Annotated in this window: 11 protein-coding genes; 10 read left to right on the top strand and 1 reads right to left on the bottom strand. The window is 54.3% G+C overall.

Annotation, left to right across the window (positions count from 1 at the left end; all coding sequences use genetic code 11):
• The first annotated feature begins 17 nt into the window (after nt 1-17).
• From iolD to RWV98_RS11400, 9 genes are all read left to right on the top strand, one after another.
• The gene (gene iolD / locus RWV98_RS11440; protein ID WP_317860840.1) at nt 18-1,880 is read left to right on the top strand and encodes a 3D-(3,5/4)-trihydroxycyclohexane-1,2-dione acylhydrolase (decyclizing); all 1,863 of its coding nucleotides are present in this window, start codon (nt 18-20) and stop codon (nt 1,878-1,880) included.
• A gap of 25 nt (nt 1,881-1,905) precedes the next feature.
• The gene (iolE, locus tag RWV98_RS11435) at nt 1,906-2,805 is read left to right on the top strand and encodes a myo-inosose-2 dehydratase (RefSeq protein WP_317860838.1); all 900 of its coding nucleotides are present in this window, start codon (nt 1,906-1,908) and stop codon (nt 2,803-2,805) included.
• Nucleotides 2,806-2,839: 34 nt separating this feature from the next.
• Nucleotides 2,840-3,643 carry a 5-deoxy-glucuronate isomerase gene (locus tag RWV98_RS11430; protein WP_280960688.1) on the top strand — a complete coding sequence of 268 codons (804 nt, stop codon included), beginning with the start codon at nt 2,840-2,842 and terminating at the stop codon, nt 3,641-3,643.
• A gap of 83 nt (nt 3,644-3,726) precedes the next feature.
• The gene (locus RWV98_RS11425; protein WP_317860836.1) at nt 3,727-4,497 is read left to right on the top strand and encodes a 5-deoxy-glucuronate isomerase; all 771 of its coding nucleotides are present in this window, start codon (nt 3,727-3,729) and stop codon (nt 4,495-4,497) included.
• Between the two features lie 58 nt (nt 4,498-4,555).
• Complete coding sequence (locus RWV98_RS11420) at nt 4,556-5,659, top strand: glycerol dehydrogenase (RefSeq protein ID WP_317860834.1); 1,104 nt, start codon at nt 4,556-4,558, stop codon at nt 5,657-5,659.
• Nucleotides 5,660-6,005: 346 nt separating this feature from the next.
• Entirely contained in the window at nt 6,006-7,043 is a 1,038-nt protein-coding gene (locus RWV98_RS11415) for a sugar ABC transporter substrate-binding protein (RefSeq protein WP_317860833.1), read from the top strand.
• A gap of 110 nt (nt 7,044-7,153) precedes the next feature.
• Nucleotides 7,154-8,659 carry a sugar ABC transporter ATP-binding protein gene (locus RWV98_RS11410; RefSeq protein WP_280960684.1) on the top strand — a complete coding sequence of 502 codons (1,506 nt, stop codon included), beginning with the start codon at nt 7,154-7,156 and terminating at the stop codon, nt 8,657-8,659.
• On the top strand, nt 8,652-9,644 hold the full coding sequence (locus RWV98_RS11405) for an ABC transporter permease (protein ID WP_317860832.1): 993 nt from the start codon (nt 8,652-8,654) through the stop codon (nt 9,642-9,644). Before RWV98_RS11410 ends, RWV98_RS11405 begins: the two co-directional genes overlap by 8 nt.
• 87 nt (nt 9,645-9,731) lie before the next feature.
• The gene (locus tag RWV98_RS11400) at nt 9,732-10,505 is read left to right on the top strand and encodes a DeoR/GlpR family DNA-binding transcription regulator (protein ID WP_317860831.1); all 774 of its coding nucleotides are present in this window, start codon (nt 9,732-9,734) and stop codon (nt 10,503-10,505) included.
• A gap of 772 nt (nt 10,506-11,277) precedes the next feature.
• On the opposite strand, the gene RWV98_RS11395 is transcribed toward RWV98_RS11400, so the two are convergent.
• Nucleotides 11,278-12,144 (bottom strand): helix-turn-helix transcriptional regulator, encoded by an 867-nt coding sequence (locus tag RWV98_RS11395; protein WP_317860830.1) that lies wholly within the window; start codon nt 12,142-12,144, stop codon nt 11,278-11,280.
• 306 nt (nt 12,145-12,450) lie between these two features.
• On the opposite strand from RWV98_RS11395, the gene RWV98_RS11390 reads away from it, so the two are divergent.
• Nucleotides 12,451-13,608: a sugar ABC transporter substrate-binding protein gene (locus RWV98_RS11390; RefSeq protein WP_317860828.1), complete on the top strand. Its 1,158-nt coding sequence runs from the start codon at nt 12,451-12,453 to the stop codon at nt 13,606-13,608.
• Nucleotides 13,609-13,689: the final 81 nt, after the last annotated feature.

Here is a 13,689-nt window from a genome sequence, read left to right as displayed (position 1 = left end):
GAAAGGACGGCAATCCTATGAAGACGATTCGTATGACGGTTGGGCAAGCGCTGGTGCGCTTTCTCGATCAGCAATATATCGAACGCGACGGCAAGGAAAACAAGTTTGTTACCGGCGTGATCGGCATTTTTGGCCACGGCAATGTGTTAGGCTTTGGCGAGGCGCTGGCGCATTATGACAATCCGGATTTTGCCTTTATCGGCGGTAAAAACGAACAGGATATGGCGCACATCGCGACCGGTTACGCCAAGCAAATGGGCCGCATGAGGATCTACGCCTGTACCTCGTCGATCGGCCCCGGCGCGGCCAACATGGTGACCGCCGCCGCGACCGCCACGGTAAACCGCATTCCCGCGCTGTATTTCCCTTCGGATGTGTACGCCACCCGCCAGCCCGATCCGGTTTTACAGCAGGTGGAGACCGCTTCCAATTATACGGTGACCACGAACGACGCCTTTCGGGCGGTGTGCAAATACTGGGACCGCGTCGACCGGCCCGAACAGCTGATGACCGCGTGCCTCAACGCGTTCCGTGTGCTGACCGATCCGGCCGAGACGGGCGCGTGCTGCATTTCGCTGCCGCAGGATGTGCAGGGAGAGGCCTATGATTTTCCGGACTACTTCTTTGGCAAGCGGGTTTGGACGGTGGACCGCCGGCCGGTCACCGAGGAACAGCTGCAAAAGCTGGCGGCGCGCCTCGCTTCCAGCAGGCGGCCGGTCGTCATCTGCGGCGGCGGTGTTGGATACGCAGACGCGGCTGCCGAACTGATGGACTTTTGCGAGACCTTCCGCGTGCCCATGGTTGAAACGGCGGCGGGCAAGGGACTGATCCCGTGGGAGAAACCCTATAACATGGGCGGCGGCGGTACGACGGGCAACGCCGCGGCAAACCGTATGCTGCAAGGGGCCGATCTGGTGCTGTCGATCGGCGCGCGCCTGAACGATTTTATCACTTGCTCCAAGGGCGGCTTCCGGGAAGACGCGACGCTGATTTCGATCAATTTGAACCGCTTTGATTCCTTTAAGATGGACGGCGTTTCCGTGCAGGCGGATGCGAAAAAAGCGCTTTCGCAGCTTACAGAAGCGTTGCGAAACGGTAACTGGCGCTCCGCCTATACGGATGAGTATGAAAAGGAAAAGGCGGCGTGGCTCGATGAGGTCGCGGCGCAAGAACGGCGAAAGGACCCGAACGGCCTGCGCATGACCGAGGTATTGCAGCAGCTCAACCGTGGGGTGGAGGAAGACGCGATCATCGTCGCCGCGTCGGGCAGTCTGCCGGGCGAGCTGCAAAAAGCTTGGCGCGTTCATAAGCCGGGCACTTATCATCTGGAATACGGCTATTCGTGCATGGGCTATGAGATCTCGGGCGCGCTGGGCGCGAAGATCGCCGCGCCGGACCAGCCGGTCTACGCGCTTCTGGGCGACGGTGTATTCTTCATGGCGCATTCGGATATTCATACCAGCTTGCAGGAGCACAAAAAGCTGATTATCATCGTTTTCGATAACATGGGACATCAATGCATCCACGAGCTGCAAACCTCAAACGGCGTTTGCTCGTTTGGAACGGATTTCCGGTATCGCAACGACCGGCCCAAGGGCTGGATCGAGGACAAGGTGCCGGTCGATTTTGCGATGATCGCACGGGGCTACGGCGCAAAGGGCTATACCGCCCGCACGCTGGAGGAATTTCAAACCGCGCTGCAAAACGCGCAGCGGGAAGAGATCACGACCCTGATCGACGTTAAAACCGAGCCGTTCTCATGGTTGCCGCGGTATGAAAGCTGGTGGCGCGTCGGTCTGGCCGAGGTATCGGAGCACGAGAGCGTGCGCAAGGCGCGCCAAGAGATCGACGAGCACTTGAAGCTGGTTCGCCAGTATTAAAGCATTTAGAAAAGGAGAAAAGACTATGCTGGATCCGAAAAAAGTACATATCGGCTGCTCGCCGATCTCCCGGATGAGCGACGACGAACCGGAGCTGGCGGGAGACATCACATGGCAGCAGACCGCTTCGGAGATCGCGCTGGGCGGTTACGAGGGGCTGGAGCTGGGCAGCGCGTACCCGACCGATCCCGCCTTGCTGAAATACGAACTCGACCTGCGCGGGCTCAAGCTTGCGAACGCGTGGTTCTCCATGCGCTTCACCCAGCGGCCGATGCAGGAAACGATCGAGCGATTCCAAAAGCACCTCGATTTTATGTCCGCCATGGGCGCGCCGGTCATCGGCGCGGGCGAATGCGGCGTGACCATTCATTTATCGGGCGACGTGCCGCTCTATCCCGCGCCGCCGCGGCTGACGGACGCGCAGTTTGATGCGCTGGCAAAGGGGCTGAACGAATGCGGCAGGCTGGCGGCGGAAAAGGGAATCCTGTTCGGTATTCATCCGCACATGGGCACCGGCGTGCAAACGGCCGGGGACATTGCACGCGTGATGGACAGCACGGACCCGGCGCTCGTCCATTTGATCCTAGACGCGGGACATACCGCCGCGGCGGGCGAGGATCCGTGCGCGCTGCTGGAAACCTATATCGGCCGTATCCCGCTCGTGCACATCAAGGACGGACGCCGGGCGGTCATGCAGCGCGTGCGGGACGAGAATATGAGCTTTCTCAAGGGTGTGACCGCCGGTATGTTCACCACCCCGGGTGACGGCGACGCGGTCGATTGGGATACGTTCTTCGGCATTCTCGACCGGCATAATTGGGGCGGCTGGGTCGTTGTGGAGGCGGAGCAGGACCCGAGCAAGGCCCACCCGCTGACCTATACGATGAACGCGCGCAAATTCCTGCGCGAAAAGATGGGATTTTAAACGGCATACGATTGAGAAAGAAGGCTTGCGCTTTATGAAAGTACCCGGTACCAAGCCCTATCATAAGGGCTATAACAGCATAGTAGAAATGGGAAATCCGGACAGATATCCGGAGATGCTGATGGATTTCGGCATTCTGATGATGAACCAAGGCCTTATTTATGAAAACCGTGAGGACAAGGAACGCGCCTACCTGCTAATCGGCGGGGTGGTGGATTTTGAGTGGGAGGGACATTGCGTGCGCGCGGGCCGCGGCATGTGGCGCGACGAGCAGCCGTGGTGCCTGTCCGTGCCAGCGGGCGTGGCCGTTAAGATCACGGGCCGCTCCGACACGGTGCAGATCGCCTGCCACGCAACGGATAACGACTGCATTTTTCCGTCCAAGCTCTATACCCCGCAGGATGTGGTGACCAAGGTGCGCGGCAAGAACGTAAATGACGACACGGCCATGCGCGTGTGGCGCACGATCATCGACCGTTCGATCAACCCGGATTCCAACCTTGTTTTAGGCGAGGATGTGCACGCGCCGGGGCGCTGGTCGGGCTATCCGAACCACTACCATCCGCAGCCGGAGATCTATTATTTCAAGTTCTATCCGTCGAACGGTTTCGGCTTGCAGCGTCTGGGAGACGACGCGGTCTATTTGGAGGACGACGAGACCGTTACCATTTATCCAAACGAGGTGCATCCCTGTGTGGGCGCGCCCGGCTATAACCTTTACTACATCTGGTGTATCCGGGACGACAAAGCAAATCCGTACATTCCGCTGTTTGAGATGCAGCACACATGGCTGCCCGGCATCTGGGTGCCGGAGAACGAAAAATATTTGCTTCCTTGAACGCTCTCTTCTTCCTCTTCTTAATTTTCTGCTGGGCCGCCCGCGGCAATGGGACCGCGGGCGGCAAAGGAAGGAGCTGAAAAATGAAAAAAGATGGCGTTACACCGTTCCGGCCGGGCTATAATCCGGTGGCTGGTCCGTCGGTTGGCGACGGTGAGCTGCAAATGGAGTTCGGTTTCCTGCTGCTTGCCGGAAAAACATGCTATGAGGACGCGTCGCACGAAGAGCGCGCGTTCCTGCTCGTGCGCGGCGACGTGACGTTCTGCTGGGATGGAAAGCGCGTGCGCGTCAAGCGCGGCTTGTGGCGGGATGACGGCCCCTTTTGCCTGCACGTGCCCGCCGGGGCGGCGGTGCGCATAGAGGGACATGCCGACCATAGCGAGCTGACCGTACACCAAACAGAAAACGAACGCGCTTTTTCCTCCCGGCTGTTGACGCCCGCGGATGCGAAAAACGTGCGCCGCGGCGCGGACACGCTGGAGGGCAGCACTGAGCGCGTGGTGCGGGATATCATATCGCAGGATAATTGCCCGGCATCCAATCTTGTGCTGGGCGAGGTAATCCTCAAGCCGGGCCGCTGGGGCGGTTATCCGAATCACTACCACCCCCAGCCTGAGGTGTTTTTCTTTCAGTATTATCCGGCAAACGGCTTCGGCATTGCGAATGTGGGAGACAAGGCGTTTGTTACGACTAACAACACGGCGGTTAAGATCACGCCGAACGCGGATCATCCCTGCGTCACAGCGCCGGGCTACTGGCAATACAGCGTATGGTGCATCCGCAACCTGCCGGGCAATCCATATGTGCGGCCAATCTTTAATGAGCGCTTTGCCGCGCTGCAAGCAGGGTGGTAAAAGGCGCCGTGTTACAGAGCGGCTGATCGGACTTTTTGATTGATAAAGGGGAGCGGTTATGGCGAATATAAGCATTTTTCCCGGGAAATATGTGCAGGGCAGAGGCGTGCTCAGCGAGCTGAAGGAGCATTTGACGGCTTTCGGCAGCCGGTTTCTCGCGGTCGTCAACCCGACGATCGGCGAAGAAACAATAGAACGGGTCACGGCGGCCCTGCGGCGGAGCCTGTCAGAGGATGAGCTTTTACTGATCGAGGGCGGCGCCGAATGCAGTACGGCGGAAATAGAGCGCGTGGCCGCATTGATCTGCGAAAAGGAATGCGACGCGGTGCTCGGAATCGGCGGCGGCAAAACATTGGACACGGCCAAGGCGGCGGCGCACTTTGCACGGGTGCCGGTCGGTATCGTGCCGACGGCGGCTTCATCAGATGCGCCGTGCTCGGCGCTCGCGGTCATCTACAATGAAAAGGGGCAGCTGGAAAGCCGCCTTCGTCTGCGGCGCAATCCCGATCTGGTTGTGATGGATACGGAGATCATCTGCCGCGCGCCCGCGCGCCTGCTTGCCGCCGGTATCGGGGATGCGTTTGCGACCTATATCGAATCACGGCGGTGCGTGCTGGCAAATGGAGACACGGTCGCGGGCGGCAAGGTATCGCTCACCGCAGGGGGCATGGCGCGGCTCTGCTGGGAAACGCTGCGGCGCGACGCACGGCGGGCCATGCAGGCGGTGCGCGCCGGCGTGTGCACGCAGGCTTTGGAAAACATAGTGGAAGCAAACACGCTGCTTTCCGGCGTGGGGTTTGAAAGCGGCGGCAAAAGCGCCGCGCATGCCATCCACGACGGTCTGACCTGGCACCCGGCCTGCCACTGCATGCATGGTGAAAAAGTAGCCTTCGGCACGCTGGCCGAGTTGGTACTGGAAAACGCGGACGAGACCGAACTGTGGGAAGCGTTCGCGTTTTTAGACGACATCGGCCTGCCGATCACGCTGGAGGATATGGGGATCGCACAGGCCGTGCCTGCTGAAATGCGCATGGTGGCCGAAAAGGCGACCGCGCCGGGCGAAAGTATTTTTAACACAAACTTGACCGTCACCGCGGACGCGGTGTATGATGCGATCCTGTTGGCCGACGCACTGGGGCACGCCTACCGGAAACGCGTTTAACAAGTGGACGGTTTCACAACACACAAAGAAGGGCATGTTGCAAATTTTCCGCAACGCGCCCTTCTTTTTTTGAGAGATTTACCGCGCCGATAGGATAAAAGCGGGCGGCATTCTCTTAAAATCAACAAGAAAATACAAATAGATAAAGTTTATCGTTAAAAACATGATGGAACTGCGCAAGATTTTCCTTTCGGAACCGTCAATATACGCCTATAATCGTATCAAGAAAGAAACATAACGCAGAGAAACGATAAAGAACAGCAATGAACGGCAAAGAATACGTGGCAAAAGAAAGGAAAGTCTTTCTTTTAAATAACTTCGTCACTATGGAAAGGAGAAAATGAGGATGAAACGGAAACTGGCAATGTTTATGGCGCTTATGATGATGGGGCTTTCGGTGGGCTGCTCGAACGGAGATACGGGCACAGACAAGACGGCGCAGCCCGACGCCGCCGCGAACACCGGCACAGCGGCGCCGGATACCGCGCAGAAAGCCGATGGCGATTATAAGCTATGCGTGATCCTAAAAACGCTGGCAACCGAGTACTGGGGCTACATAGGCGCCGGCGCAAAGCAGGCGGGCATCGATCTGGGGATCGATGTGGAGGTGATCGGCGCAGTGTCCGAAATCGCGTATGACGAGCAGATGAACATGATCGAGACCAAAATCAGCTCGGGCGAGTTTGACGGGTTTGTGATCGCGCCGTTACAGGCGGATACCGTCGCTACCCGTATCGCGGATATCACGGTGCCGGTCGTGGCGGTCGATACCAACATTGATTCCGACAAGTGCCTGTCCTTCGTCGGTACGGGCAACGAGGCGGCGGGCGAGGTAGGCGGCAAGGCGGCGGCTGAGGCCTGCGACGAGCTCGGTATCGAGAAGACCGCGGTCTGCATCATGGGCGTGCAGGGCGATACCACAACGGAGACACGGCTGGCCGGTTATAAAAAGGGCTTTGAGGGCGCGGGCGGCAAGGTGATCGAGGTACAGTACTGCGATTCTGCGCCGGACAAGGCCGCGGCCATCATGGAATCCATTTCCCAGAACTACCCGGACGGCGTGGGCGCGGTCCTCGTCAGCGGCGATGATTACGCGATTGCTGCGGCGCGCGCGGTCAAGGGAAATCCGGCTTATGAAAAGACTGTTTTTGTCGGCTTTGACGGCATCACCTCCGCGTGCGAGGCGATCTTGGACGGCCGCGAAACGCTGTCCGTCGCACAGGACGGCTTCGGCATGGGCTACAAATCCGTGGAAGCCTGCCTGAAGGCGGCAAAAGGCGAGACCATTCCCACATTCATCGACACCGGCGCTTCGATCGTCAATAAAGAAAACGCGCAGGAGCGCTACGACCTGCTTGAAAGCTACACCGCAATGCTGAAATGAGAACGGACAAGAGCGTTTCTTGCCCGTGCGCAAGGCGGCCCCGCATAAATATTTTTATGCGGGGCGCCGCTTTTCAACCGGCCCGATCGGAGCATGGAGGAGACCGCAAAATGAGTGAATATGTATTGGAACTGGAACACATGACAAAGAGCTTCCCCGGTGTGGTCGCGCTGCGCGATATGTCGCTCCGGATCAGGCCCGGCGAGGTGCACGGCCTGATCGGGGAGAACGGCGCGGGAAAGTCCACGCTTATCAAAGCGCTGACCGGCGTGCACCGCGCGGATGAGGGAAGGATTTTGATCGACGGAAAAGCGTGCAAATTTGCCGATCCCAACCAATCCAAAGCGGCGGGCATCGCCTGCGTATATCAGGAGCTGAATATCGTTAAGCTGCTGAGCGTGACCGACAACATTTTCATCAACAATCAAATAAAAAACAAGCTGGGTCTGCTCGATTACGGTGCGATGCGTAAAAAGGCTGGCGAGATCATGCACTTTTTAGGGCAGGATCTGGATGTGACCAAGCCTGCCGGATCGTTCGGCATGGGCGTGCAGCAGATGATCGAGATCGCTAAGGCGGTGCTGATAGACGCCAAGCTCATCATTATGGATGAACCGACCTCGTCTCTCGGTGAAAAAGAGGTCGCTCAGCTCATGCAGACCGTGAACGACCTGAAAAAACGCGGCATCGCCATTCTATTCGTATCACATAAGCTGGAGGAGCTGTTTGAAATCTGCGACCGCGTGACCGTTATGCGCGACGGCGAGCACATCGCGACCAAGGACATCGGCGAATGGGATAACGATTCGCTGATCACCGCGATGGTCGGCCGCACGCTGGATAATATGTATCCCAAAGCGACGGCGGAACGGGGCGGCGTTGCGCTGAAGGCCGAGCACTTAACTGCGTACGGCGTTTTGCATGACGTTTCGTTTGAAGCGCATTATGGAGAAATACTCGGCTTCGCGGGTCTGGTGGGCGCGGGACGGACCGAGACCATGCGCGCTGTTTTCGGCGCGGATCCGCTGGATGAGGGCAAGGTATTCATTGGCGGAGCGCCCGTGCATATCAGGAGCCCGCAGCAGGCGATCCGTCACCGCATCGGCTTTTTGACGGAGGACCGGAAAGGGCAGGGGCTTGTTTTGGCCCAGCCGGTCCGCACCAATCTGATTTTGGCGAATTTAAAGGGCTTTTGCAAGGGCCTGTTTCTCAATCATACACAGATCGAACAGCGCACAAAAGACAATGTGAGCGCGCTGCGCATCAAAACGCCGGGAACGGATACGATCGTGGGCCAGCTTTCCGGCGGCAACCAGCAAAAGGTGGTCATTGGCAAATGGATCAATTCGGACGCTGATATATACATTTTTGACGAACCGACGCGCGGCATTGATGTTGGCGCAAAGGTAGAGGTCTACCACGTGATGAACGATTTGGTCAAGGCGGGCAAGTGCGTCATCATGGTATCATCCGAGATGCCTGAGATATTGGGCATGAGCGACCGTGTGATCGTTATGCGGGAGGGGCGCATCATGGCCACGGTACCGCGGGGCAGCGCACATTTTAATCAGGAATCTCTGATGAAAGCCGCTTGGGGAGGGAACTTAGATGAGTAACGAACAGACCAAAAAGAATCTGAAAAAGATATTGTCCAAACTCAGCACCTTGATCGCGCTCGTCCTTTTGTGCGTCATTTTGGCGATCGCCACGCCGAACTTTTTAAAGCTCACCAACCTGATGGCGGTTTTGAAGCAGGCGACGAGCAACGCGCTTTTATGCGTCGGCATGCTGCTGTGCCTGATCACGGCCGGTATCGATCTGTCGGTTGGCGCGAATGCGATCACGGTCGGCTGTTTGATGGGTATGATGAAAAATCATGGCGTGACCAGTCCGTTTATCCTGATCGCCGTGGCCATTCTCACCGGCACGCTGATCGGTTGGATCAACGGCACCATGCTCACCCGGCTGCACCTGCCCCATCCCTTCGTTTCCACCATGGGCATGAAGAGCGTATTATGCGGCGTCGCGCTCATGCTGGTCGATTCCAAAATGGTGTCCGACTTTCCTGACGGCGTCACTTGGCTGGGTTCGGCCACGATAGGCGGCGTATTTCCGGTCGGCTTTCTTGTGGTCATTGTCATTTACGCCGCCATGCATGTTTTCTTGACGCGCACGGCGCTCGGCCGTTCGATCTACTGCGTGGGCGGCAATCCGGAGGCGGCGCGCATGTCGGGTATCAACTCGGCAAACGTGCTCACCTTTTGCTATACGCTGTCGGGATTCATGTGCGCGCTGGCCGGTATCGTGCTGGTCGGACGAACCGGTATCGCCAACGGTACCAACGCACAGCAGCCGTACGACACCGATGCGATCGCCTCCTGCATCATCGGCGGCGCGTCGTTCCTCGGCGGCAAGGGCACCATGGTGGGCACCATGATCGGCGCGCTGATCATTGCGATCATCCGAAACGGCCTGACGCTGCTTGGCGCGCAGTCGGACGCACAGTTTATCGTGATCGGCCTTGTCATTATCATTGCGGTGCTGATCGATGTGATCCGCGGATCAATGGAGGCGCGCGCCCGGCGGTTGGCGGCCAGATAGATTGTCAGTAAGATACAGATAACCATAACAGCGCCGTATCCTGCCGGTCAGGCTGGCGCTGATCAGATCGTAAAGGCGGGGATTCGTATGATATTACCGGCAGAGCGCAGGCAAAAAATAGTGGGTCTGGTCAGAGAGCGGCACGGCGTCACCTGCGTGGAGCTGTGTCAGCACTTCGGCGTGTCCCCCGGAACGGTCCGCAAGGATCTTGAAACTTTAGAGGGGCAGGGGTGGCTCAAGCGCACCTATGGCGGCGCGGTCCTGTCTGATACCGCCGGTGAAAAAACGGTGCGCGTCGGTGAGCGCGAGGTCATCAACGGCAAGGTCAAGGAACGCATCGGCGCCGCTGCCGCCGGTCTGGTCGCCGAAGGGGAAACGATTTTCATAGACGGTTCCTCTACTTCGCTTTTTGTAGCCAAGTATTTAAAGGGGCGGCAGGATCTGACCGTTATCACGAACGCCGAGCGGGTGGTGATGGAGCTATGCGATGAAGAGGGCGTTCGCGTCATTTGCACAGGGGGCGCGCTGCGTAAAAACAACCTCTCCTACGTGGGTGAAACAGCGGAAACACTGATCCGCACCGGCTTCTATGCGGATAAGACCTTTTTTTCCTGCTGCGGCATCTCCCAAAAATTTGGCGTATTCGACGCAATCGAATCCGAAGCCAATATTAAAAAGGCAATGTTTGCCTCGTCCAAGCAGACGGTGTTGCTTTGCGACAGCTCAAAATTTGAAAAGCTTGGCTTCCCGAAGCTGGCTGATTTCGATGCGGTGCAGACGATCGTCACCGACCACCAGCCGGACGAGAAATGGATGCGGCTGTTGGAAAAGTATAAGATCAAGGTATTCATCGCAGAGTGACAAAAGCAGCCGACCGTACCGAAACGGGCGGCTGCTTGCCTAACAGAGCGTGTAATCGGGATTCATATCCCAGAGGAAATAGTGCACGGAAGCGTACCAACGTGCGCGTTGCGAAAGCGCAACCTTACGTCCTGACTTTAGAAAACTATTTTGATAGAATAGAAATGGAATGAGGAAAGATGTTAAAGCGAGAAAAAACTGGACGGGTCATCGTAGAGATAGTAGAGGATGCCATACTTCTGCTATTGTGTTTAAAATGCCCTGAAAAAGTACAGAGATTGGCTCTTTGATACGGTTACATAATCTCTGCCTTTTATATTGACATGTGAAAAAGCAATTTGACTAAGTTAAGTGATTGTAGAGAATAAAAATCGACTGGAATTTTTTCTGAACATCTAGTAAAACGCAGTTTTTCAGACAGGGGTTTTTTAATACAAATTCAGCACTTGAGCCTCCGACTATATCGTAGATATAAGTCGATGGTACGCTGCTGATCTGCGGGCAATCCGCCCTTATGCTGTACGGCGCTCCATAGACAATTTCGGGACAGGCTGCTGTTTGATCAAAAGCAGAGAAAGCGATCGGTTTATCAGGCAATACGTAAGATCAATGTCACAAGTAACCCATCAATAGATGCATAAAAGACCCGGAATAGACGTTAAAACGTACTATTCTGGGCCTTTTTTATTGCGCCGTACACGCATTATATTGACCGCTTCCATATCGTGCGCGGATTATAAAAGTATACCGCGCCCTATTCTTTGTCGACTTGTTAGGAATCGGTATTGCTCGGCGGAGATTTCTTTGCATCCTTGCGAATCGCCGATGGAACACGACCACGAAATCTTTTAAATGTGCGGTTAAAGTATTGAACACTGCTAAACCCTACCGCATATGAAATCTCAGTAATACTTTGATCGGTCATTTGCAAGAGATATTCAGCCTTTTCACAGCGGTAAGCATTTAAAAATTCAAAAAATGTCATACCCATAGATTGTTTGAAAAAGGTACAAAAATAATTGGGGGAAAAACTCATAACAGCGGCAGCTGTGTCGATATGAATATCTGACGCATAGTTTTCATCGATAAAGTCCAAAACCCTCTGCAATTTATGGGCATTATAGCGCTGTTTCCGGTTAGTTTCTATGTCAGCATCCGAATCAGGGGAATATAGGCTGATATAGGAAATTATTTTAAATAAACAGCCGAGGCTATTGAGTTGATACCCTATTTCATGAAGCGACTGGTTGTGAAAAATGGTGATAATCTCGCTCGTAATTTCACTTGCAAAGCGGCTGCCATACCGCAGAATGCGCAAATTATCAGCCATGGAAAAGATAGAGAGGATATTTAGTCTCGCGTCATACATATTCAAATCCTCAAACTGAATGACCTTGACAACTGCTTCGCCATATAAAGCGTGCACATCAAAGGAGTTTAGGAAAACGAGGTCATGCTCGTCCGCGTAAAAACGATGATTGTTGATGGTAATTGTTACAGAGCCCATTGCAATATAGAGAATCTCCTGACACTTATGCCAATGCGGGAGTGTGCTGGAAGTTTGATTATATATGGTGGTCAATAGCTTAATTGGTGTCACTTGTGCGGAAATGGCACAGTCTTCCTCAAAATAACGCATTCTATTCACCGTTTCCTCTGACTAAGCAATCAACGAATATTGGAATTAATACATTATAGCAGAAAATTTATATTTGACAAAGTAAATAAATTCCTTTGCCAGCATGGTTTATATATGCTACTATATGTGCGTTCTAACATAGTGAACAAAAATGCGATAAAAAATTGTGGGATGTGATACGTAATGACAATAACATCGTAATATAATGCAAAATTAAGAAAGGATTGATGTATCTTCATATTTGGTTGGGGATTATACTAAGACCAAGGAAATGCAGTGATGATACACAAAAAGGAGGAAAATCAGATGAAAACAGCGAAAAAGTGGGCGACTTTTGCAATTTGTTCGGCGGTGATTGCTGCGATGTTAATGGGGTGCGGTGCTGACAAAACAGTGGATACATCAGATCCGGATCTAGATGCAGTGACGGAGAATGCTACAACAAATACGCCTGCTGCATCAGCGCCCGACGGTGTAAAAGTGATTTCAGATGATGCCAATACCATCCAATATGCATATGGCGATTATGAATTCTCCGTAGATAAGAATGTGGATATCCAGGATCGGGAAATTGTAGCGGTTTTTGAGAACGTTTCGATTCCATTTGCACAGCTTTTGGATAGCGGCATTACCAATGCAAAAAACGAGTACGGTATCAATGCGTACCAACTGGGCGGCACGGCATGGGATGCCACCGAAAGCATGGATATTATTGATTCCATGATCAATAAGGGTGTGGACGGTCTGATCATTGCTGCAATCGATGAAGACGCTTTTACTAAGGCGGCACACAAAGCGATGGAAGCCGGTATTCCAGTTGTGGGGTATAATTCTCCGATGACAGACACATCGGCCCGTCTCTGCACAGTGGGGGTGGATGTATATAGCGTGGCAAAATCCATAACAGACCCGTTGGTGAAAAAGGTAAATGATACATACGGCGGCGGCAAGATTTTGCTGTTTGGCGATCTTGCTTCCAATGAACCAATCAAACGGGCACAGGCGTTAAAAGACAGTGTGGCAGAATACCCGGAGGGTACCTTAGAGATCCTTGAGCTTCACACGACCGGTGACGACGCAGCAGTTTATGCGGATATTGAAAACATGATGCTGGCAAATCCAGATATCGTAGGCGCCTATTCCGTGAACGGTTTGCAGTATCTGTTTGGAAAATATCTAAAATCGAATGATATTGGCAACAACTTTGGAGATGAACCGATCTTCTGTGCGGGTCATGAGTTGTTTGAGGAGAGCCTCTACAACGTGCGTGACGGATGGGAAACCTATCTATCCAGCCAAGATCCTACCAATCAGGGTTATATGCCTGCTAAGATTTTTGCAGAGTTTTACTCTAATTATGATGTGAGTATTTTTGAAGATGTTACGTTGGAGCCGATCGTCGTGGATAAGGATAGTGTAGAGGACTATATTAAAAGGGTTGAAGCCGGAGAGATGGTGCTTTAATCTTTGAAAGTATCGACATGCGGCCTCCTTTCGGCATGTGCCGGAGGGAAGCCGCAATGTTAAAAAATCAGGAGGACCACG

The sequence above is a fragment of the Agathobaculum sp. NTUH-O15-33 genome, assembly GCF_033193315.1.
Classification (GTDB): domain Bacteria; phylum Bacillota; class Clostridia; order Oscillospirales; family Butyricicoccaceae; genus Agathobaculum; species Agathobaculum faecihominis_A.
This window is presented reverse-complemented; position numbering and strand designations above follow the sequence as displayed.

Excerpts from the sequence above, each read along its gene's own strand:
- RWV98_RS11420 (WP_317860834.1), top strand. The coding sequence starts at position 4,556 with ATGGCGAATATAAGCATTTTTCCCGGGAAATATGTGCAGGGCAGAGGC.
- iolE (WP_317860838.1), top strand. The coding sequence starts at position 1,906 with ATGCTGGATCCGAAAAAAGTACATATCGGCTGCTCGCCGATCTCCCGG.
- RWV98_RS11405 (WP_317860832.1), top strand. The coding sequence starts at position 8,652 with ATGAGTAACGAACAGACCAAAAAGAATCTGAAAAAGATATTGTCCAAA.
- RWV98_RS11395 (WP_317860830.1), bottom strand. The coding sequence starts at position 12,144 with ATGCGTTATTTTGAGGAAGACTGTGCCATTTCCGCACAAGTGACACCA.
- RWV98_RS11415 (WP_317860833.1), top strand. The coding sequence starts at position 6,006 with ATGAAACGGAAACTGGCAATGTTTATGGCGCTTATGATGATGGGGCTT.
- RWV98_RS11430 (WP_280960688.1), top strand. The coding sequence starts at position 2,840 with ATGAAAGTACCCGGTACCAAGCCCTATCATAAGGGCTATAACAGCATA.
- RWV98_RS11410 (WP_280960684.1), top strand. The coding sequence starts at position 7,154 with ATGAGTGAATATGTATTGGAACTGGAACACATGACAAAGAGCTTCCCC.
- RWV98_RS11425 (WP_317860836.1), top strand. The coding sequence starts at position 3,727 with ATGAAAAAAGATGGCGTTACACCGTTCCGGCCGGGCTATAATCCGGTG.
- RWV98_RS11390 (WP_317860828.1), top strand. The coding sequence starts at position 12,451 with ATGAAAACAGCGAAAAAGTGGGCGACTTTTGCAATTTGTTCGGCGGTG.
- iolD (WP_317860840.1), top strand. The coding sequence starts at position 18 with ATGAAGACGATTCGTATGACGGTTGGGCAAGCGCTGGTGCGCTTTCTC.
- RWV98_RS11400 (WP_317860831.1), top strand. The coding sequence starts at position 9,732 with ATGATATTACCGGCAGAGCGCAGGCAAAAAATAGTGGGTCTGGTCAGA.